16 protein-coding genes and 2 tRNA genes are annotated in these 18,708 nt (G+C 73.3%); 15 read left to right on the top strand and 3 right to left on the bottom strand.

Going from position 1 to position 18,708, the window contains the following annotated elements; genetic code table 11:
* The first annotated feature begins 16 nt into the window (after window positions 1-16).
* From recF to ACI79W_RS13645, 12 genes are all read left to right on the top strand, one after another.
* Window positions 17-1,195: a DNA replication/repair protein RecF gene (gene recF / locus ACI79W_RS13700; protein ID WP_456562635.1), complete on the top strand. Its 1,179-nt coding sequence runs from the start codon at window positions 17-19 to the stop codon at window positions 1,193-1,195.
* Window positions 1,192-1,692: a DUF721 domain-containing protein gene (locus ACI79W_RS13695; RefSeq protein WP_236826814.1), complete on the top strand. Its 501-nt coding sequence runs from the start codon at window positions 1,192-1,194 to the stop codon at window positions 1,690-1,692. Before recF ends, ACI79W_RS13695 begins: the two co-directional genes overlap by 4 nt.
* Before the next feature lie 43 nt (window positions 1,693-1,735).
* The gene (locus ACI79W_RS13690; protein WP_456562634.1) at window positions 1,736-2,692 is read left to right on the top strand and encodes a hypothetical protein; all 957 of its coding nucleotides are present in this window, start codon (window positions 1,736-1,738) and stop codon (window positions 2,690-2,692) included.
* Window positions 2,693-2,706: 14 nt separating this feature from the next.
* Window positions 2,707-4,494: an ABC transporter ATP-binding protein gene (locus tag ACI79W_RS13685; protein WP_456562633.1), complete on the top strand. Its 1,788-nt coding sequence runs from the start codon at window positions 2,707-2,709 to the stop codon at window positions 4,492-4,494.
* A 400-nt stretch (window positions 4,495-4,894) separates the two neighbouring features.
* Complete coding sequence (gyrB, locus tag ACI79W_RS13680; RefSeq protein ID WP_456562632.1) at window positions 4,895-6,925, top strand: DNA topoisomerase (ATP-hydrolyzing) subunit B; 2,031 nt, start codon at window positions 4,895-4,897, stop codon at window positions 6,923-6,925.
* A gap of 130 nt (window positions 6,926-7,055) precedes the next feature.
* On the top strand, window positions 7,056-9,524 hold the full coding sequence (gene gyrA, locus ACI79W_RS13675) for a DNA gyrase subunit A (protein ID WP_456562631.1): 2,469 nt from the start codon (window positions 7,056-7,058) through the stop codon (window positions 9,522-9,524).
* 107 nt (window positions 9,525-9,631) lie between these two features.
* Window positions 9,632-10,360 (top strand): DUF3566 domain-containing protein, encoded by a 729-nt coding sequence (locus ACI79W_RS13670; protein ID WP_456562630.1) that lies wholly within the window; start codon window positions 9,632-9,634, stop codon window positions 10,358-10,360.
* 254 nt (window positions 10,361-10,614) lie between these two features.
* A tRNA-Ile gene (locus ACI79W_RS13665) sits at window positions 10,615-10,688 on the top strand.
* A gap of 82 nt (window positions 10,689-10,770) precedes the next feature.
* Window positions 10,771-10,911 carry a DLW-39 family protein gene (locus ACI79W_RS13660; protein ID WP_456562629.1) on the top strand — a complete coding sequence of 47 codons (141 nt, stop codon included), beginning with the start codon at window positions 10,771-10,773 and terminating at the stop codon, window positions 10,909-10,911.
* A 25-nt stretch (window positions 10,912-10,936) separates the two neighbouring features.
* A tRNA-Ala gene (locus ACI79W_RS13655) sits at window positions 10,937-11,009 on the top strand.
* Window positions 11,010-11,268: 259 nt separating this feature from the next.
* Entirely contained in the window at window positions 11,269-11,802 is a 534-nt protein-coding gene (locus tag ACI79W_RS13650; protein ID WP_456562628.1) for a peptidylprolyl isomerase, read from the top strand.
* A gap of 128 nt (window positions 11,803-11,930) precedes the next feature.
* Complete coding sequence (locus tag ACI79W_RS13645; RefSeq protein WP_456562627.1) at window positions 11,931-12,686, top strand: rhomboid family intramembrane serine protease; 756 nt, start codon at window positions 11,931-11,933, stop codon at window positions 12,684-12,686.
* A gap of 19 nt (window positions 12,687-12,705) precedes the next feature.
* Here ACI79W_RS13645 and ACI79W_RS13640 read toward each other — a convergent pair whose 3' ends face one another.
* Window positions 12,706-13,128, bottom strand: coding sequence for a PH domain-containing protein (locus ACI79W_RS13640; protein WP_456562626.1), 423 nt, complete (start codon window positions 13,126-13,128; stop codon window positions 12,706-12,708).
* Between the two features lie 92 nt (window positions 13,129-13,220).
* On the opposite strand from ACI79W_RS13640, the gene ACI79W_RS13635 reads away from it, so the two are divergent.
* Window positions 13,221-14,381, top strand: coding sequence for a thiolase family protein (locus tag ACI79W_RS13635; RefSeq protein ID WP_456562625.1), 1,161 nt, complete (start codon window positions 13,221-13,223; stop codon window positions 14,379-14,381).
* Between the two features lie 542 nt (window positions 14,382-14,923).
* On the opposite strand, the gene crgA is transcribed toward ACI79W_RS13635, so the two are convergent.
* Window positions 14,924-15,196, bottom strand: coding sequence for a cell division protein CrgA (gene crgA, locus ACI79W_RS13630; protein ID WP_456562624.1), 273 nt, complete (start codon window positions 15,194-15,196; stop codon window positions 14,924-14,926).
* Window positions 15,197-15,329: 133 nt separating this feature from the next.
* Here crgA and ACI79W_RS13625 point away from each other — a divergent pair, with 133 nt between their 5' ends.
* Both ACI79W_RS13625 and ACI79W_RS13620 read left to right on the top strand, forming a co-directional pair.
* Window positions 15,330-16,079, top strand: coding sequence for a DUF881 domain-containing protein (locus ACI79W_RS13625; RefSeq protein ID WP_456562623.1), 750 nt, complete (start codon window positions 15,330-15,332; stop codon window positions 16,077-16,079).
* A gap of 61 nt (window positions 16,080-16,140) precedes the next feature.
* The gene (locus tag ACI79W_RS13620) at window positions 16,141-16,800 is read left to right on the top strand and encodes an aminodeoxychorismate/anthranilate synthase component II (protein ID WP_456562622.1); all 660 of its coding nucleotides are present in this window, start codon (window positions 16,141-16,143) and stop codon (window positions 16,798-16,800) included.
* A 68-nt stretch (window positions 16,801-16,868) separates the two neighbouring features.
* Here the strand turns inward: ACI79W_RS13620 and pknB are convergent, their stop codons facing one another.
* Window positions 16,869-18,659 (bottom strand): Stk1 family PASTA domain-containing Ser/Thr kinase, encoded by a 1,791-nt coding sequence (pknB, locus tag ACI79W_RS13615; protein ID WP_456562621.1) that lies wholly within the window; start codon window positions 18,657-18,659, stop codon window positions 16,869-16,871.
* Between the last annotated feature and the right edge of the window lie 49 nt (window positions 18,660-18,708).

The following is an 18,708-nucleotide window of genomic DNA, read 5'->3' as shown; positions in this document are numbered from 1 at the left end:
ACCACGGAGGGCCGAGTTGTACCTGAGGCACCTGCAGGTGGGTGACTTCCGCAGCTGGGAACGGGTCGACCTGGCCCTGGGCCCGGGGCCGACGGTGTTCGTCGGCCGCAACGGGGAGGGCAAGACCAACCTCGTCGAGGCGGTCGGCTACCTGTCCACCATGAGCAGCCACCGGGTGTCGGCCGACGCGCCGCTGGTCCGCCACGGCGCCGGCCAGGCGGTGGTCCGTGCGGCGCTGCGCCGCGGTGACCGGGAGCTGCTGGTCGAGATCGAGATCAACCCCGGCAAGGCCAACAGGGTGCGGGTGAACCGGGCCGCCCTGCCGCGGCCGCGCGAGCTGCTCGGGCTGGTGCGCACGGTGCTCTTCGCGCCGGAGGACCTCTCGCTGGTCCGCGGCGACCCGACCGAGCGGCGGCGGTTCCTCGACGAGCTGCTGGCCACCCGGACGCCGCGGCTGGCGGGGGTGCGCAGCGACTACGACCGCGTCCTCAAGCAGCGCAACGCCCTGCTCAAGACCGCCCGGCTGGCCCGTGGCAAGGCGGTCGAGACCCTCGACGTCTGGGACGGCCACCTCACCGACCTCGGTGCGCAGGTCCTCGCCGCGCGCCTGCGGCTGGTGGCCGACCTCGCGCCGCACGTCGCCGAGTCCTACGCGGGGGTCGCCGGGGCGGGCGCCGCCGCGGCCGGGCTCGGCTACAGCTCGACGGTGCCGCTGGCCGGCGAGGGCGCGGCGCTGCCCGCCGGCACCCCGCTGCCCACGGTGGAGGAGCTCGCGGAGGGGATGCGTGCCCGCATCGCCGAGCGCCGGGGCGACGAGCTCGACCGCGGGATGACGCTGGTCGGCCCCCACCGCGACGACCTCGTGATCCACCTGGGCCCGGCCCCGGCGAAGGGCTTCGCCAGCCACGGGGAGTCCTGGTCCCTCGCCCTGGCCCTGAAGCTGGCCACCTTCGCGCTGCTGCGCAGCGAGGGCGAGGACCCGATCCTGGTGCTGGACGACGTCTTCGCCACCCTGGACGCCGAGCGGCGCGCCGCGCTGGCCGCCGTCGCCCGGTCTGCCGAGCAGACGCTGATCACGGCGGCCGTGGTCGACGACGTGCCCGTGGAGCTGCGGGGGACCCGGGTCGAGGTGGGTGGCGGCATGGCGCTCGTGGTGAAGGATGCGGTCCCGGTGGGAGAAGGGGGCATGCCGTGAGCGACGACCGGCCGGCGCGGCCCAGCGACATCGCGCGCGCCGCGCTCGAGGCCGCCCGGGCCGCGTCGGCGTCCCGGCCGCAGCCCACCCGGCGCCGCATCGCCGGGCCGCGCCGCACCTGGACCGGGCCCCGCCCGGGCGCCGACGACCCGCAGCCGCTGGGCAACCTGGTCGACGCACTCGTGAACCAGCAGGACTGGTCGGCCCGCACGAAGGTGGGGTCGGTGTTCGGCCGCTGGGACGCCATCGTCGGCCCGGACATCGCGTCGCACTGCCGGCCGCAGACCCTCACCGAGGGGGAGCTGCTGGTGGTGGCCGAGTCCACGGCGTGGGCGACGCAGCTGCGGCTCCTGGCCCCGTCGATCCTCGGGAAGCTGCGCGCGCAGGTCGGCGGGGACGTCGTGACGAGGTTGCGCGTTGTCGGACCGACGGCTCCCAGCTGGAAGAAGGGTCCGCGTTCCGTGCGCGGGCGGGGACCGCGCGACACGTACGGATGAGGCGCCCGCCCGGCGGGCCGGCGCCGGGGAGGACGATGCAGGCATGAGCACCCCCCGTGACGGCAACCGGGACGGCTTCGACGACGGCGACGGCCGCGGCTGGCGCGAGCCGCCGCACCTCGGCGGCAGCGGGCCCGACGACGACGAGGACCGCCCCAACTTCGCCGACCGTCGGAGGACGCCGCGCGACGAGCCGCCGGCGAACCAGCCCTGGCAGCCCCCGGGCTGGGACCTGCCCGCCGCGGAGCCCGACCGCCCGGTGCCCCGCGACGACGCCTCGCCGTCGGCCTATCCCCCGCCGCAGGGCCCTCGGTACCCGCAGGAGCAGCCCCCGCCGGGCTTCCCGCCGCCGGAGCGGCCGGCGCAGCGCGGGCTGTTCGGCCGTCGCCGACGCAAGCCGGGGGCCGTCGAGCAGGTGTTCCGGTACGAGGGGGACCTCGTCGGCGCCCAGGGCTGGGCGCTGCAGCAGGGCTGGACGGTGTCCGACGGCACCGCTCCGCAGGACGCCCCCCTCGCCGATCTGATCGCGAGCGCACCGGTGCGTGCCACCAAGGACCACCGCGCGGGCAACGTCCTCCGCGGGCGGGCGGGCTCGCTGGAGCTCGTCGCGTTCGACGTCGTCTACGCGTCGGGGCGGTACCTGGTGCCGGAGTACGCGGTCACCGCCGTCCCCATGCTGGGCACCGTGCCCGGCTTCCGGCTGAGCCCGGCGCGGTTCTGGCGGCACCGGACCGGCGGCCTCGCGCCGATGCCCAGCGGGGACCAGGCCTTCGACGCCCGCTGGCTGCTGCTGGCCGCGGAGGACGACCCGCGGCTGCGCCGGCTGGTGCAGGACCCGGCCGTGCACGCCCTGCTGCTGGGCAGCGACGACGGCGACGAGTTCTGGTCGGGCGCGGGTCACGTGGCGGCGATCCGGCCCGACGGGCACCGGCCGCAGCTGCTGGAGCACCACGCGCGCCTGCTCACCGCGATCACCGCCGGTCTCACCGCCGGGTACTGACGACGCCCCCGCCCGTGACCGCACCCACCCCGGCGGACGGCGCAACCCCGGCCGGGGGTGCCGAGCCGCCCCCGGCCGCGCGGCTGCGCGACCTGCTCCCGCTGCTGCGGCCGCACCGCCGCCGGCTGCTGCTGGCCGCGGGGCTGTCGCTGGTCGGCGCCGCCGCCGCGCTCGCGCAGCCGGCGCTCGTGGCCCGCGTCATCGACGTGGTGGGCGCCGGCGAGCCGCTCCTCCCCGCGGTCGGCCTGCTGGTCGTCGTCCTCCTGGCGGCCTCGGCCCTCTCCGCGCTGCAGCAGTTCGTCCTGCAGCGCACGGCCGAGGGCTTCGTGCTCACCACCCGCCTCAGCCTGGTCGACCGCCTGCTCCGGCTGCCGGTGGCCGAGTACGACCGCAGACGCACCGGTGACCTGATGTCCCGCGTCGGCTCGGACACCACCCTGCTGCGGGCCACGGTCACCTCCGGCGTCGTCGACGTCGCCGGCTCGGTGGTCATCGGGGTCGGCGCGCTGGTGGCGATGGCGGTGGTGGACGTCTGGTTGCTCCTGGTCACGGTGCTGGCCGTCGCGCTCGGCGCGGTCACCGCCGTCCTCGCCTCCCGCGGCGTGCGCCGGCTCTCCCAGCGCGCCCAGGAGGAGGTCGGCGCGATGACCGCGGCGGTCGAGCGGGCGCTGTCGGCGGTGCGCACGATCCGGGCCAGCGGGGCCACCGAGCGGGAGGTGGAGGCGGTGGGCGCGAGCGCCCGGCGCGCGTACGCGGCCGGGGTCCAGCTCGCCCGGCTGGAGGCGCTGGTCTCGCCGGCCGGGTCGATCGCCGTCCAGGGCGCCTTCCTGGCGGTGCTCGGCGTCGGTGGGTATCGGGTGGCGAGCGGGTCCATCACCGTGGCGTCCCTCGTGGCGTTCATCCTCTACCTGTTCCTGCTGGTCATGCCGCTGGGTCAGGCGATCGGCGCGTGGACCCAGCTGCAGACCGGGCTCGGGGCGCTCAGCCGCATCCAGGAGGTGCTCGCCCTGGCGGCGGAGGACGACCAGCGCCCGCAGCGGGCCCGGGCGCGCCCGGCCGGGCCGGTGACCGGCGCTCCCCTGCTCGAGCTGGACGACGTCTCGTTCGCCTACCCGGACGGGACGCCGGTGCTGCACGGGGTGTCCCTGCAGGTCCCCGTCGGTAGCCGGGTCGCGCTCGTCGGCCCGTCGGGAGCCGGGAAGTCCACGGTCCTGGCGCTGGTCGAGGGCTTCTACCCGCAGTCCGGCGGCACGATCCGGTGGGCCGGCACCGACGTCCGCGAGCTGCCCCGGGCAGCCCTGCGCGCCCGGCTGGGCTACGTCGAGCAGGAGGCCCCCGTCCTCGCCGGGACCGTGCGGGACAACCTGCTGCTCACCCGGCCGGACGCGACCGACCCGGAGCTGTGGGCGGTCCTCGCCGACGTCGGGCTGACCGACGTCGTCCGGCGCTCGCCGCGCGGGCTCGACGTGCTCGTCGGTGACGAGGGCGTGCTGCTGTCCGGGGGTGAGCGGCAGCGGCTGGCCATCGCGCGCTCCCTGCTGGCCCGCCCGGAGCTCCTGCTGCTCGACGAGCCGACGGCCAGCCTGGACGCGCGCAACGAGGGGCTGCTGCGCCACACGCTGGCGGCGGCGGCCACGGGGCGGGCGCTGCTGGTCGTGGCGCACCGGCTGTCCACCGTGCTGGACAGCGACCAGATCGTGGTCCTGGACGAGGGACGGGTGGTCGCGCGCGGCACCCACGACGAGCTGGTCGGGAGCAGCCCTCTGTACCGCGAGCTCGCGGCCGCCCAGCTCCTCGTCTGACGACTGCGGCCGGGACCGGGTGGCCTGATCGTCGTGCGTCCCCCCTCACGGTGGGCCGAGGGAGGACGCCGTACGGGGAGGGAGGACGCGGTCGCGGGGCCGTCCGGCCGTCGGCGCGACCGTGTTCCACGTGGAACCCGACGGCGCCGACGACGACCGCGACCGCCAGCGGCGTCGCTGACGGCGTGTCGGAGCGGGGGCCAAGCAGGATGGTGGCGGGCATCCCGGGAGAGGCGCAGACACGACGTCAGGGCGTGCACGGCACGGTTCTCGTCGTACCTCGCGGTATCGTGGGAGACGAAAACCGTCAGCAACCGGCTGAGCGCCCTCCTGCGCCGTCCTGGCCCCCCGCGCGTGCTCGGGGTCCTGGCGCGCCGGTTGCTCGAGAGGAAGGCCCCACGTGGTCGCAGCACCCCAGGTCGACAACAGCTACTCCGGCAGCTCCATCACCGTCCTCGAGGGTCTCGAGGCGGTGCGCAAGCGCCCCGGTATGTACATCGGCTCCACCGGTGAGCGCGGTCTGCACCACATGGTGTGGGAGGTCGTGGACAACGCCGTCGACGAGGCGTTGGCCGGCTACTGCGACACCGTGAAGGTCACCTTGCTGGCCGACGGTGGCGTCCGGGTCGAGGACAACGGCCGCGGCATCCCGGTGGACATGCACCCGGTCGAGAAGCGGCCGACGGTCGAGGTGATCATGACCGTCCTGCACGCGGGCGGGAAGTTCGACGGCAAGAGCTACGGCGTCTCCGGCGGCCTGCACGGCGTCGGCGTCACCGTCGTGAACGCCCTCTCGACCAGGCTCGACGTCCGTGTCTGGACCCGCGGCAAGGAGTGGCACCAGGAGTACACGGAGGCCAAGCCGGGGCCGCTCGAGGAGGTCGGGCCGACCGACAAGCGCGGCACCCAGATCACCTTCTGGGCCGACGGCAACATCTTCGAGACGACGACCTACTCGTTCGACACCATCAACCGCCGGCTCCAGGAGATGGCGTTCCTGAACGCCGGTCTGACCATCGTGCTGCGCGACGAGCGCCCGGGTCACGCCAAGGCCGAGACGGGTGTCGGCGAGGAGTCGCTGGCCGAGGCGGCCACCCCGGCCGAGGCCGAGGACGAGGCGTTCGAGCCCACCGAGGTCACCTACCGGTACGACGGGGGCCTGGTCGACTACGTCGCCCACATCAACCGGCGGCGGACGCCCATCCACAAGTCGGTCATCGGCTTCTCCGCCGAGGGCACCGGCAAGAACGACATGGCCATGTCCGTGGACATCGCCATGCAGTGGTCCGATGCCTACTCGGAGTCGGTGCACACCTTCGCCAACGTCATCAACACCCACGAGGGCGGCACGCACGAGGAGGGCTTCCGTGCGGCGCTCACCTCGATCGTCAACCGGTACGCCGTCGAGAAGAAGCTGCTCAAGGAGAAGGACGAGAAGCTCACCGGCGACGACATCCGGGAGGGCCTCGCCGCGATCGTCTCGGTCAAGATCGGCGACCCGCAGTTCGAGGGCCAGACGAAGACCAAGCTGGGCAACACCGAGGTCAAGGGCTTCGTGCAGCGGATCTGCAACGAGCAGATCGGCCACTGGTTCGAGTCCAATCCCGCCGAGGCCAAGACCATCATCACCAAGGCCGCCTCGGCGGCCCGTGCCCGGCGCGCGGCCCAGGACGCCCGCAAGCTGGCCCGCAAGAGCCTGCTGAGCAACAACTCCCTGCCGGGCAAGCTGGCCGACTGCCGCTCGACCGACCCGCGGGCCTCGGAGATCTACATCGTCGAGGGTGACTCCGCCGGCGGTTCGGCGAAGTCGGGCCGCGACTCGATGTTCCAGGCGATCCTGCCGATCCGCGGCAAGATCATCAACGTCGAGAAGGCGCGCATCGACCGGGTCCTCAAGAACACCGAGGTCCAGTCCATGATCACCGCCTTCGGCACCGGCATCCACGACGAGTTCGACATCTCGAAGCTCCGGTACCACAAGATCGTGCTGATGGCCGACGCCGACGTCGACGGCCAGCACATCAGCACCCTGCTGCTGACCCTGCTGTTCCGCTTCATGCGGCCGCTGGTCGAGGGGCAGTACGTCTACCTGGCCAAGCCCCCGCTGTACAAGATCAAGTGGGGCGGCAAGGTCGGTGACGAGTACGCCTACAGCGACCGGGAGCGTGACGCCGTCGTCAAGGCCGGCGTCGAGGGCGGCCGCAAGATCAAGGACGAGATGATCCAGCGGTTCAAGGGGCTCGGCGAGATGAACGCCAGCGAGCTCTGGGAGACCACGATGAACCCCGAGACCCGCATCCTGCGCCAGGTGACGCTCGAGGACGCGGCCGCGGCCGACGAGCTCTTCAGCGTGCTGATGGGTGAGGACGTCGAGGCCCGGCGCAGCTTCATCACCCGCAACGCCCGGGACGTCCGCTTCCTCGACGTCTGATGGAGGACCCCTCGCCCCCGACCGCTCGCAGCCTCGCGGTCGCGGCCCGGCGAGGGGGCCGGCGGACGGCTTCAGCGATCGACTTGGCCTTTTGTCCACCCCTGTGCACCGACCTGTGGAGACCTGAACCGTGACGGAGACCCCACCCCGCGACCGCGTCGAACCGGTCGACCTCCAGCAGGAGATGCAGCGGAGCTACATCGACTACGCCATGAGCGTGATCGTCGGGCGCGCGCTGCCCGAGGTCCGCGACGGTCTCAAGCCGGTGCACCGCCGCGTGCTCTTCGCGATGTACGACCAGGGCTTCCGGCCCGACCGCGGGTACGTCAAGTGCGCCCGCCCGGTCGCCGAGGTCATGGGCAACTACCACCCGCACGGCGACTCGGCGATCTACGACGCCCTCGTCCGCCTGGCCCAGCCCTGGTCGATGCGCTACCCGCTCATCGACGGCCAGGGGAACTTCGGCTCCCCGGGCAACGACCCGGCGGCCGCCATGCGGTACACCGAGTGCCGCCTGACGCCGCTGGCGATGGAGATGCTGGCCGGCATCGACGAGGAGACCGTCGACTTCCAGGGCAACTACGACGGCCGCACCCAGGAGCCCGTCGTCCTCCCCGCGCGCATCCCGAACCTGCTGATCAACGGCTCGGCCGGGATCGCGGTCGGCATGGCCACCAACATGCCGCCGCACAACCTGCGCGAGGTGGCCGAGGCCGTCTTCTGGATGCTCGACCACCCGGACGCGGAGGCCGAGGAGGCCCTCACCGCGTGCATGGAGCGCATCAAGGGCCCCGACTTCCCGACCCACGGCCTCATCGTCGGCCGCGAGGGCATCGAGGACGCCTACCGGACCGGCCGCGGCTCGGTCCGCATGCGCGCCGTCGTCACCGTCGAGGAGGACGCCCGGGGCCGGGTGCAGCTCGTCGTCACCGAGCTGCCCTACCAGGTCAACCCCGACAACCTCGCCGAGAACATCGCCGACCTGGTCAAGGAGGGCCGGCTGCAGGGCATCAGCGAGATCGCCGACGAGTCCAGCGATCGCGTCGGCCGCCGGCTGGTCATCACGCTGCGCCGTGACGCCGTCGCCAAGGTCGTGCTGAACAACCTGTACAAGCACACGCAGCTGCAGACCTCCTTCGGCTGCAACATGCTCTCCATCGTCGACGGCGTGCCGCGCACGCTGCGCCTGGACGAGCTGGTGCGCAACTGGGTCAACCACCAGATCGAGGTCATCCAGCGGCGCACCCGGTACCGCCTGCGCAAGGCCGAGGAGCGCGCGCACATCCTGCGCGGCTACGCCAAGGCCCTCGACCAGCTCGACGAGGTCATCGCCCTCATCCGGCGCAGCCCCTCGGCCGAGGAGGCCCGCGGGGGCCTGATGGAGCTCCTCGACATCGACGAGATCCAGGCCGTCGCAATCCTCGACCTCCAGCTGCGCCGGCTGGCCGCCCTCGAGCGCCAGCGCATCATGGACGAGCTGGCCGAGATCGAGGCGAGGATCGCCGACCTGCAGGCGATCCTCGCGTCGCCGGAGCGGCAGCGGCAGATCGTCAAGGACGAGCTCGCCGAGATCGTCGAGAAGTACGGCGACGACCGCCGCACGAAGTTCGTCCCGAACGAGGGCGACGTCTCGATGGAGGACCTCATCGCGGAGGAGGAGGTCGTCGTCACCATCACCCGCACCGGCTACGCCAAGCGGACGAAGAGCGACCTCTACCGGTCGCAGCGCCGCGGCGGCAAGGGCGTGATGGGGGCCCAGCTCAAGCAGGACGACATCGTCGACCACTTCTTCGTGGGCTCCACCCACGACTGGATCCTGTTCTTCACGAACAAGGGCCGGGTGTACCGGGCCAAGGCCTACGAGCTGCCCGAGGCCAACCGCACCGCTCGCGGCGCCCACGTCGCCAACATCCTGGCCTTCCAGGGCGACGAGAAGATCGCCCAGGTCATGCAGATCAAGGACTACACGGTCGCCCCGTACCTGGTGCTGGCCACCGCCAAGGGGCAGGTCAAGAAGACCAGGCTGACCGACTTCGACTCGCCTCGCCAGGGTGGGGTCATCGCGATCAACCTGCGTGACGGCGACGAACTCGTCGGCGCCTCGCTCATCTTCCCCGAGCAGGACCTCCTGCTGGTGACGCGCAAGGCGATGTCGATCCGCTTCAAGGCCGACGACGCCGCACTGCGCCCCATGGGGCGAGCCACGGAGGGCGTCCGCGGCATCTCGCTCTCCGAGGACGACCGCCTGCTGTCGATGATCGTCGCGCAGGAAGGGGTGGACGTCCTCGTCGCCACCGAGCGCGGGTTCGCCAAGCGCACCGGCATCGAGAACTACCCGAACCAGGGGCGCGGCGGGAAGGGCGTGCTGACGGCCGACCCGAAGGCCCGCAAGGGTGCGCTCGTCGGGGCGCTCGCCGTGACCCTCGGCGACGAGCTGTACGCGATCACCTCCGGTGGCGGCGTCATCCGGACGCCGGTCAACGGCGTGCGGCACAACAAGGACCGCGCCACCATGGGCGTCAAGCTCATGAACTTGCCGGAGGACGTGTCGATCGTGGCGATCGCGCGTACGACGGACAACGACGAGCCCGCCGCCTAGGGTGAGTAGTTAGTCACGCAAGCGACTGCGGCTCCGCGGTGGCCAGAAGCCGCCGCGGAGCCCGGGACTGAAGGAGCGGCGTCGCCGCTGCGGAACGGGAGACTGGCATGAGCGACCGGACGCACGGTTCGGTGCGCACCGACTCCCGGGCAGGGGACGGGAGCGCGGTGGAGGGCACCCCCACGGACGGCAAGCCGGCCCCGACGCAGTCCATCCCCACCACCGGCAGCCAGCGGGCGCAGTCCCCGGGCACGGGCGCGGCACCGGTCGTCCCGCAGCCGCTGACCCCGGCGACGGGTGCGACGCCGGCGCAGCAGGGCGCGGTCCAGCCAGGGGTGGCCCCCCAGGAGACGGCCCAGCAGGCGCCGTCGGCGGACGCGGAGGCGACCGCCGGCAGCCCCGAGGGCGACGCCGCCCCCAAGGGTGCCGGCGTGGGCGGCGCCCGGACCGGCCGCGGCAAGGGCGGCCGCGGTCCCCGCCGGGCCCGCCTGCAGGTCCGCCACATCGACACCTGGTCGGCCCTGAAGATCTCGCTGATGCTGTCGATCGCCCTCTTCTTCATCTGGATGGTGGCGGTCGGCCTGCTCTACCTGGTGCTCGGCGGGCTGGGCGTCTTCGACGCCGTGAACGACCTGTTCGGGCAGATCGGCAGCGCCTCGGGCTCGGAGTCCACCGGCGACGTCGTGACCCTGGGCGTGGTGTTCTGGGGCGCGGCGGTCATCGGGGCGATCAACGTCGTCCTGCTCACCGCGCTCTGCACCGTCGGCACGTTCATCTACAACCTGTGCGCCGACCTGGTCGGTGGGCTCGAGGTCACGCTCTCCGAGCGGGACTAGATCGAGGACCCCGTCGCCCCTCCGCTCGCACGATCGCGGTGGGGCCCAGAGACGGGGCGGCACGGATCGCACCGCGGCCACGTGCCGTCCCCACGTGGGCGGGACGTGGCCGTCGTCGTCGGCGGCCCACTGTCCGATCCCCTGTGGTGCCGAGCGCGTTCGTCGCCCGTGCGGACCGCCCGGGACGATCGGGCGGGGGTGGTGGGCCCCCTGCGGGCGCAGCCTGGGGGTCACGTATGCTGTTCGAGGTTCACGGGCCTGTAGCTCAGGCGGTTAGAGCGCATCCCTGATAAGGATGAGGCCGGAGGTTCAAGTCCTCCCAGGCCCACCCGTGTACCGGAGCCTCGCGGTTCCGCGTTCCCCCGCACGTCGCCGCCGCGGCGAGCGAAGCGCCCGAGGAGGTTCTCCGCGTGCTGAAGAAGCTGGCGCTCGTCGCCGCTGCGGCCGGTGCACTCGTCGCCGTCCGGAAGCGGTCCACCGACCGGACCGAGGCCGAGCTCTGGCGCGAGGCCACGAGCGGTCCGGGCGCCGTCAGCACGCCCACCCGCTGAACCACCGGCCCGCGCAGGGCCGCCCGGGGACGTAGCTCAATTGGCAGAGCACCGCCTTTGCAAGGCGGGGGTTAGGGGTTCGATTCCCCTCGTCTCCACTCCTCCGACCGGCGGGCCCACCTCCGTGGGGCCCGGGTACGAGCGCCCGGCGGGCTCCGGTCCGTGAGGTCCGCCCCCGCAGGACGCGGATCGCAGGCGGGGACCGCCCCATCGGCCACGTCGTCGAGCAGACAGGCCCGGCTCGGAGCCCGCCCCGGGTGAGCCGTTCGTGGCCCCCGCGGCGACGCGTGCCACGCGGAAGGTCGGGGGTCCCGGCCCAGCGACACGCGGTCGGCGGGACGGTGGGAGAGTGGAGCGGTGACTGAATCGACTCCCGCCCGCCGCGCGGTCCTGCACACCAACCACGGCGACATCACCGTGGACCTGTTCCCCGACCACGCCCCCAAGACGGTCGCGAACTTCGCCGACCTCGCCGAGGGCGCGCGCGAGTGGACGCACCCCGCGACCCGCGAGAAGACCACGGACAAGCTCTACGACGGGACGATCTTCCACCGGATCATCTCCGGCTTCATGATCCAGGGCGGTGACCCGCTCGGGCAGGGCATCGGCGGCCCCGGCTACCAGTTCGGCGACGAGATCCACCCCGACCTCGCGTTCACCAAGCCGTACCTGCTCGCCATGGCCAACGCCGGCCCGGGCACCAACGGCTCGCAGTTCTTCATCACCGTCGCGCCCACCACGTGGCTGACCGGCAAGCACACCATCTTCGGCGAGGTCGCCGACCAGGGGAGCCGGGACGTCGTCGACCGGATCGCCGCCGTCTCCACCGGCCGCAACGACCGCCCCGTCGAGGACGTGGTGATCGAATCCGTCGAGGTGCAGCGCAGCTGACCACGGATCCGCACGGCGGGGGCGCGGCCGAGCAGCCGCCGCCCCCGCCTCCGGCCTGCTATCGCCACCCCGATCGGCCCACGGGCATCTCGTGCGCGCGGTGCGGCCGTCCCATCTGCCCCGAGTGCATGGTCCCGGCGTCCGTCGGCTTCCAGTGCCCGGCGTGCGTCCGGGAGGGGGCGGCGACGGTGCGGGCGCCCAAGCGCAGCTCGGGCCTGAAGGCAGCGGCCACGCGCTGGGGCGGTGTCACGGTGACGCTGATCGCGATCAACGTCGTCATGTTCCTCGTGACGGCGGTGTCGGCGGGGCTCGCAGGCAACGCCCCGCTGGAGAACTACCGGTCCGAGGTCTTCACCGATCTGGCCCAGTACCCGCTCCTGGTCGAGCTGGGTGAGCCGTGGCGGCTGCTCACGGCCGCCTTCCTGCACATCGGCCTCGTGCACCTGGTGCTCAACATGCTGGCGCTGCTGGTGTTCGGGTCCGAGCTGGAGCGGCAGCTGGGCCGAGCGCGGTTCCTGGCCCTCTACGTCGTCTCGGCGCTGGGCGGCTCCACCGCCATCCAGCTGTTCGGTGACTTCGCGCGGCCCGTCGCCGGCGCGTCCACGGCCATCTACGGCCTCCTGGGCGCGCTCGGCGTGCTCATGGTGGTCCGCCGCCAGGACGTGCGGGGCATCCTGGTGCTGCTGGGCATCAACATCTTCATCAGCTTCCTGCCCGGGATCTCGCTGCTGGGCCACCTCGGCGGCCTGGTCACCGGAGCCGCGGTCGCGGCCCTGCTGATCGGCACGCGGCGCCGCAGGGCCGTCCAGGCGGCCGGCATCGGGGCGCTGGCGGTGCTGCTCCTCGTGCTCGCCCTCGGCGTCTCCCACCTCGGCGCCGTCTGACACCGGGGCCCGTCCGCCGTCACCGTGCGGGGCCGCCCCCGGGGCGGAGCTCCGCCAGGCGGCCGGCCACGGTGGCGGGGTCCGCGCCCAGGTCCCAGCGGCCCAGGACGAGGAGCAGCCCGTCGTCGGCGCCGCCGGCGGGCCCCTCCAGCTCCAGCGTGCGCACCGTGGTCCCCCAGCGCCGGGTGCTGCGGACGCGCACCCGCAGCAGCCCCCACGGCAGCACCCGGGTCCCGGTCAGCGTCCGCACCGTCACGCCGTCGGGTCCGGCGGTCAGCCGGGGCCGGAGCAGCGCCTCGCGGAAGGCGAGGACCAGCAGCAGGAGCGCGGCACCGCCGACCAGGATGCGACCCGCCGGGTCCAGGAGCAGGGTGACCGCGCCGAGGGCGACGGCACCGGCGGCGAGACAGGCCGGCCGGGCTGCCGGGGGAGACCACTGCACTCCTGGAGCGTGCCAGGTGTGGCGCGGAACATACGATCGCGGGCAGGGTGGCCGGCCGGCGCACCCGACCGTCGTCCCCGAGGAGTGGGTCCATGCGTGATGCCGTCATCTGTGCCGCCGTCCGTACGCCGGTGGGCAAGCGAGGGGGTGGGCTCTCCGGGGTGCACGCGGTGGACCTCTCCGCCCACGTGCTGGAGGCCCTCGCCGAGCGCTCCGGTATCGACCCGGCCGTCGTCGAGGACGTCTTCTGGGGCTGCGTGAGCCAGGTCGGGGAGCAGACCTTCAACATCGGGCGCAACGCACCGCTGGCCGCGGGCTGGCCGGAGTCGGTCCCGGGCACGACGATCGACCGCCAGTGCGGGTCGTCCCAGCAGGCCGTCGCCTTCGCCGCCGCCACGGTCATCAGCGGCCAGGCCGACGTCGTCGTCGCCGGCGGTGTCGAGTCGATGAGCCGGGTGCCCATGGGCTCGGCCCGGGCGGACGGCATCGCGGGCAAGCCGCTGGGCCCGCGCTTCCTCGAGCGCTACGACGGCGTCTACCCGAACCAGGGCATCGGCGCGGAGATGATCGCGGAGCGCTGGGGGTTCTCCCGCACCCAGCTCGACGAGTTCGCGCTGTCCTCGCACGAGAAGGCGGCCAAGGCCCAGGCCGACGGTGCCTTCGACGAGGAGATCGCGCCGGTCACCCTGCCCGACGGCACGGTGATCAGCGCTGACGAGGGCATCCGCCCGGGTGGCACCCTGGAGAAGCTCGCCTCCCTGAAGACGCCCTTCAAGGAGGACGGCGTGATCAGCGCCGGCAACGCCAGCCAGATCTCCGACGGGTCGGCCGCCCTGCTGGTGACCACGAGCGAGAAGGCCCGCGAGCTCGGCCTCCGACCGATCGTGCGCATCCACACCACGGTCATGGCCGGCGACGACCCGGTGATCATGCTGACGGCGCCCATCCCCGCGACCCAGAAGGTGCTGGCGCGCTCGGGCCTCTCGATCGACGACATCGGCGTCTTCGAGGTCAACGAGGCGTTCGCCCCGGTCCCCCTGGCGTGGATGGCGGACACGGGTGGCGACGCCGCGCGGCTCAACCCGCTCGGCGGGGCCATCGCGCTGGGTCACCCGCTGGGCGGCTCGGGCGCGCGGATCATGACCACCCTCGTCCACCACATGCAGGCGACCGGCACCCGGTACGGCTTGCAGACGATGTGCGAGGGCGGCGGCACGGCCAACGCGACGATCCTGGAGCTCCTGGACGCCTGACCCCTCTACCGCCCACCAGCCCCCGGTCGCCCGGCCGGGGGCTGGTGCCGTTCCGGGCCTGCGTCGTCCACCGACGGTGCGTGCTGCCTCTCCGTGCACATCCCGGTGCTTCCGGTGACCCGGACGGGTCCGTCCACAGCTGCCTCGCTGTCCGGTGTATGCGCAGGTCAACGCGGGTAAGGCGTGCCACGTCCGCCGTCCCCGCCGCACGGACATGTCGACTCGTCCACAGCTGGGTACACAGCTGGGGACAGACTCACACGGCTGTAGTTACGCCGTTGGCCGCGTCGTCACACGAGCCCCACCCCTGGGAAAACCGCAGGTCAGTACGGTGTCGACCCGAAGCGCTCCTCCACATTCCGTGGACAACCCTGGGGGTGGGCCGCCATGTCGACCTGTGGACGACGACGGCGGCTGTGCACAGTCACGGGCCCGGTCCTCCCCACCCTCGAACGGTCGCGCGGGACCCCGGCCCGGCAACGAGCGAGGCCCCCGTCCCGGGGAGGGACAGGGGCCTCGTGCGGCGATCGGGGATGCGCGTGCTACCGCCAGCGCATCGACATGATCAGCCCGGCGACCATGGCGCCGAAACCGACGGCGAAGTTCCAGGCCGACAGGGAGACCATGAACGGGATGCGGTCGCCGGCGACGTAGTAGACGACGATCCACAGCAGGCCGAGCAGCATGAGGGTGACCATCACCGGCGCGTACCAGCGCGGGCTGGGCTGCAGCGCCTTGGCCTGCGAACCCCGTGAGCGGGCGACGTCCTCCGGCGGCGTGTACACCGACTTCTTGCGCACCTTCGACTTGGGCACGTGCGTACTCCCTCCCGGCGGCCGGGCTCGTCCTCCCGGCCGGAACTGCTCCCCAGACTAAACTTCCGGGGGACGTCGGCAGCGGTATCTCACCCGTACGCGCCGACCCGGTCCGTCCCGAAGGAGGTGCCCGGTGGCCCGCTGGTCGCTCGCCGGGCGCTCCTCCTCCGCCTGGGGGGCGCTGGTCCCCGTCGTGGCGCTGGCCGCCGGGCTGCTCTTCGCCACCTCCGGCCGGACCGCCCAGGGCAGCGACCTGCGCGCCGGCGAGGTCACCCAGCTCTCCCAGCTGGTGGAGGAGCGGGACTCGGCGGTGGCCCGGCAGGAACGCCAGCTCGCCCAGCTCCAGGAGCAGGTGCAGCGGCTCACCGACCAGGTGGCGACCCGGGACGGCGCCGTCGCCGAGGAGCAGGCCGTCGCCGAGGCCGGTGCCCCGTCCGCCGGCCTGACGCCGGTCACGGGCTCCGGGGTGGTCATCACCCTCGACGACGCGCCCCAGCGGTCCGACGGCAACCTCCCGAGCGGGGCCCGCCCCGACGACCTCGTCATCCACCAGAGCGACGTCCAGGCGGTCGTCAACGCCGTGTGGGCGGCCGGCGCCGACGGTGTGGCGGTCATGGACCAGCGGCTCATCTCCACCAGCGCCGTCCGGTGCGTGGGCAACACCCTCCTGCTGCAAGGGCGCACCTACTCGCCGCCGTTCGTGATCACCGCCGTGGTGGACGCCCAGCAGGTCGAGGCCGCGCTCGATGCCTCCCCGCAGGTGGCGGTCTTCGAGCAGGCGGTGGCCTCCTGGGGTCTCACCTTCGAGGTACGCGAGCGCACCCAGGTGACGGTGCCCGCCTACGATGGCGGCCTCACCCTGCAACACGCGATCGCCGGCTGAACGCCCGGCGGTCCACGGGTGCCCGCGCGGCACCCCGACCCCCGCGAGGAGCCCGACCGCGATGACCGCCACCGACCGTCCGGTCCTCGTCGTCGACAACTTCGACAGCTTCGTCTACAACCTGGTGCAGTACCTGGGGCAGCTCGGTGTCCGGTGCGAGGTGCGGCGCAACGACGCCGTCACCGTCGAGGAGCTGGCCGATCTCGACGTCGCCGGTGTCCTCCTCTCGCCCGGCCCCGGTGCCCCGGCGGACGCCGGCGTGACGGTGCCGATGGTCCGTGCCGCGGCCGAGCGGGGAACGCCCGTCCTGGGCGTGTGCCTGGGGCACCAGGCGATCGCTCAGGCGTTCGGTGCGGTGGTCGTGCGCGCCCCGGAGCTCCTGCACGGCAAGACCAGCCAGGTCGTGCACGAGGGCCACGGCGTGCTCGCGGGGCTCCCGTCACCGTTCACCGCCACCCGGTACCACTCGCTGGCCGTCGACGCGGCCACGGTGCCCGACGAGCTGGAGGTCACCGGGCACACCCCGTCGGGCCTGGTGATGGCGCTCCGGCACCGCGAGCTGCCGATCGAGGGCGTCCAGTTCCACCCCGAGTCGGTGCTCACCGAGGGTGGCCACCGGATGCTCGCTACCTGGCTCGCCGCGTGCGACCTCGCGCCCGACGAGGAGCTGGTGGCCGCAGCCACCGCGAGCGTCCAACGGCTCTCCTCGGCCATCGCCTGACCTCCTGAGACGCAACAGGGCCCCCTCCCGGACCGGGAGCGGGCCCTGCTGCACGGGGCGGGGCCGGCTCAGCCCTCGCCCTCGACCTCGCCCTCGTCCTCGCCCGCCGGCGGCGACTGCGACGGCGTGGTGGGAGTGGGCGTGCTCGACGGGGTCGGCGCGGTCGTCTCCTCCGGCGGGGTCGGGATGGCGACCAGGAGCGTGATGGTGTCGCCGGAGCCGACGTCCTGCCCGGCCGAGGGATCGGTCTCGACGACCGTGCCCGGCGCGACGTCGTCGCGTTCGACGTCCTGGCGGGTGATCTGGCCGGCGCCGAAGCCGGCCTCCTGCAGGGCGGCGCGTGCCTGCGCCTCGGTCCGGTTCACCACGTCGGGCATCTCGACGGTGCCGGTGGAGACGCTCAGCGTGATCGCCGTGTCCGGGTCCGCCTGGCTCGCCTCGGCGGGGCTCACGGCCGCCACCCGGCCCTCGTCGTACTCGATCGAGTCGACCTGCCGGCTCGAGACGTTCGTGAACCCGGCCTGCTCGAGGTTGGCGCGCGCCTGGTCCTCGGTGAGGCCGACGACGTTGGGCACCTGGACGGTGTCGGGGCCGGCGCTGACCACCAGGTCGACGTCGCTGCCCTCGTCCACGCGGCTGCCGCTGGGCGGGGTGCTGCCGACCACCTGGCCCTCGGGCACGGTGGTGCTCGCCTCCTGGGTCACCTCGCCGACGGCCAGCCCGGCCCCGCTGAGGGCCTGCTCGGCCGCCGCCTGGTCCAGGTTCAGCAACGGGGGCACCGTGACCTGCGCGACGGCGTCGGTCTCCCCGCCCCTGCTCAGGGCCACCGCGGCGGCGATGGCGCCACCGAGCAGCAGGATGCCGAGGACGGCGACGATCGCGATGATGCGGCGCTTGCGGCGCCGGTCGCCGTCGTCGTCCCAGTCCTCGTCGCCGTACCCGCTGGCGTAGCCGCCGACCGGGGCGCCGATGATGGCGGTCTTCTCGGCGTCGCCCATGACCGGCGTCGCCTCGACCCGCTGCCCGGCCAGCGCCCGGAGGAGGTCGTTGCGCATCTCCGCGGCCGACTGGTACCGGTTGGCCGGGTTCTTGCTCATCGCCTTGAGCAGGATCGCGTCCAGCTCCGGCGGCACGTCGGGGTTGATGGACGACGGGAGCCGCGGGTCCTCGCGCACGTGCTGGTAGGCCACCGACACGGGGGAGTCGCCGGTGAACGGCGGCGCCCCGGTGACCAGTTCGTAGAGCAGGCAGCCCAGCGAGTAGACGTCGGACCGGGCGTCCACGCCCTCGCCGCGGGCCTGCTCGGGCGAGAGGTACTGGGCGGTCCCGATGACCGCCGCGGTGGAGGTCATCGTGGCCGCGGAGTCCGAGACCGCGCGGGCGATCCCGAAGTCCATGACCTTGACCGTTCCCTGCGGCGTGATCATGACGTTCCCCGGCTTCACGTCCCGGTGCACGATGCCGTTGCGGTGGCTGAAGTCCAGGGCGCCGCAGATGTCGGCCGCCAGGCTCATCGCCCGCTCGACCGGCAGCCGGCCCTCGCGCCGCAGCACGTCGCGCAGCGTCTCGCCCTCGACGTACTCCATGACGATGTACGGGGTGGCACCGTTGGGGGTGCGGTCTTCGCCGGTGTCGTAGACGGCGACGATCGCCGGGTGGTTGAGCGACGCCGAGGCCTGCGCCTCGCGGCGGAAGCGGACCTGGAAGGAGGGGTCGCGGGCGAGATCGTGGCGCAGGACCTTGACCGCCACCTCGCGGCCCAGGCGGAGGTCGCGTCCGTGGTGGACCTCGGCCATGCCACCGCGGCCCAGGACTCCGCCGATCTCGTAGCGCTCACCGAGCACCTGCGGCGTGGTCATCGACGGTCCTCTCGGGCGGTTCCGTGCAGCCTCTGCGGCCAGGCGGTGC

The organism is Blastococcus sp. SYSU DS0533 (assembly GCF_054050775.1).
This window is presented reverse-complemented; position numbering and strand designations above follow the sequence as displayed.

Coding starts and splice junctions, on each gene's coding strand:
- pknB (WP_456562621.1), bottom strand. CDS start 18,659: ATGACCACGCCGCAGGTGCTCGGTGAGCGCTACGAGATCGGCGGAGTC.
- ACI79W_RS13690 (WP_456562634.1), top strand. CDS start 1,736: ATGAGCACCCCCCGTGACGGCAACCGGGACGGCTTCGACGACGGCGAC.
- ACI79W_RS13645 (WP_456562627.1), top strand. CDS start 11,931: ATGGTCCCGGCGTCCGTCGGCTTCCAGTGCCCGGCGTGCGTCCGGGAG.
- ACI79W_RS13635 (WP_456562625.1), top strand. CDS start 13,221: ATGCGTGATGCCGTCATCTGTGCCGCCGTCCGTACGCCGGTGGGCAAG.
- ACI79W_RS13670 (WP_456562630.1), top strand. CDS start 9,632: ATGAGCGACCGGACGCACGGTTCGGTGCGCACCGACTCCCGGGCAGGG.
- ACI79W_RS13620 (WP_456562622.1), top strand. CDS start 16,141: ATGACCGCCACCGACCGTCCGGTCCTCGTCGTCGACAACTTCGACAGC.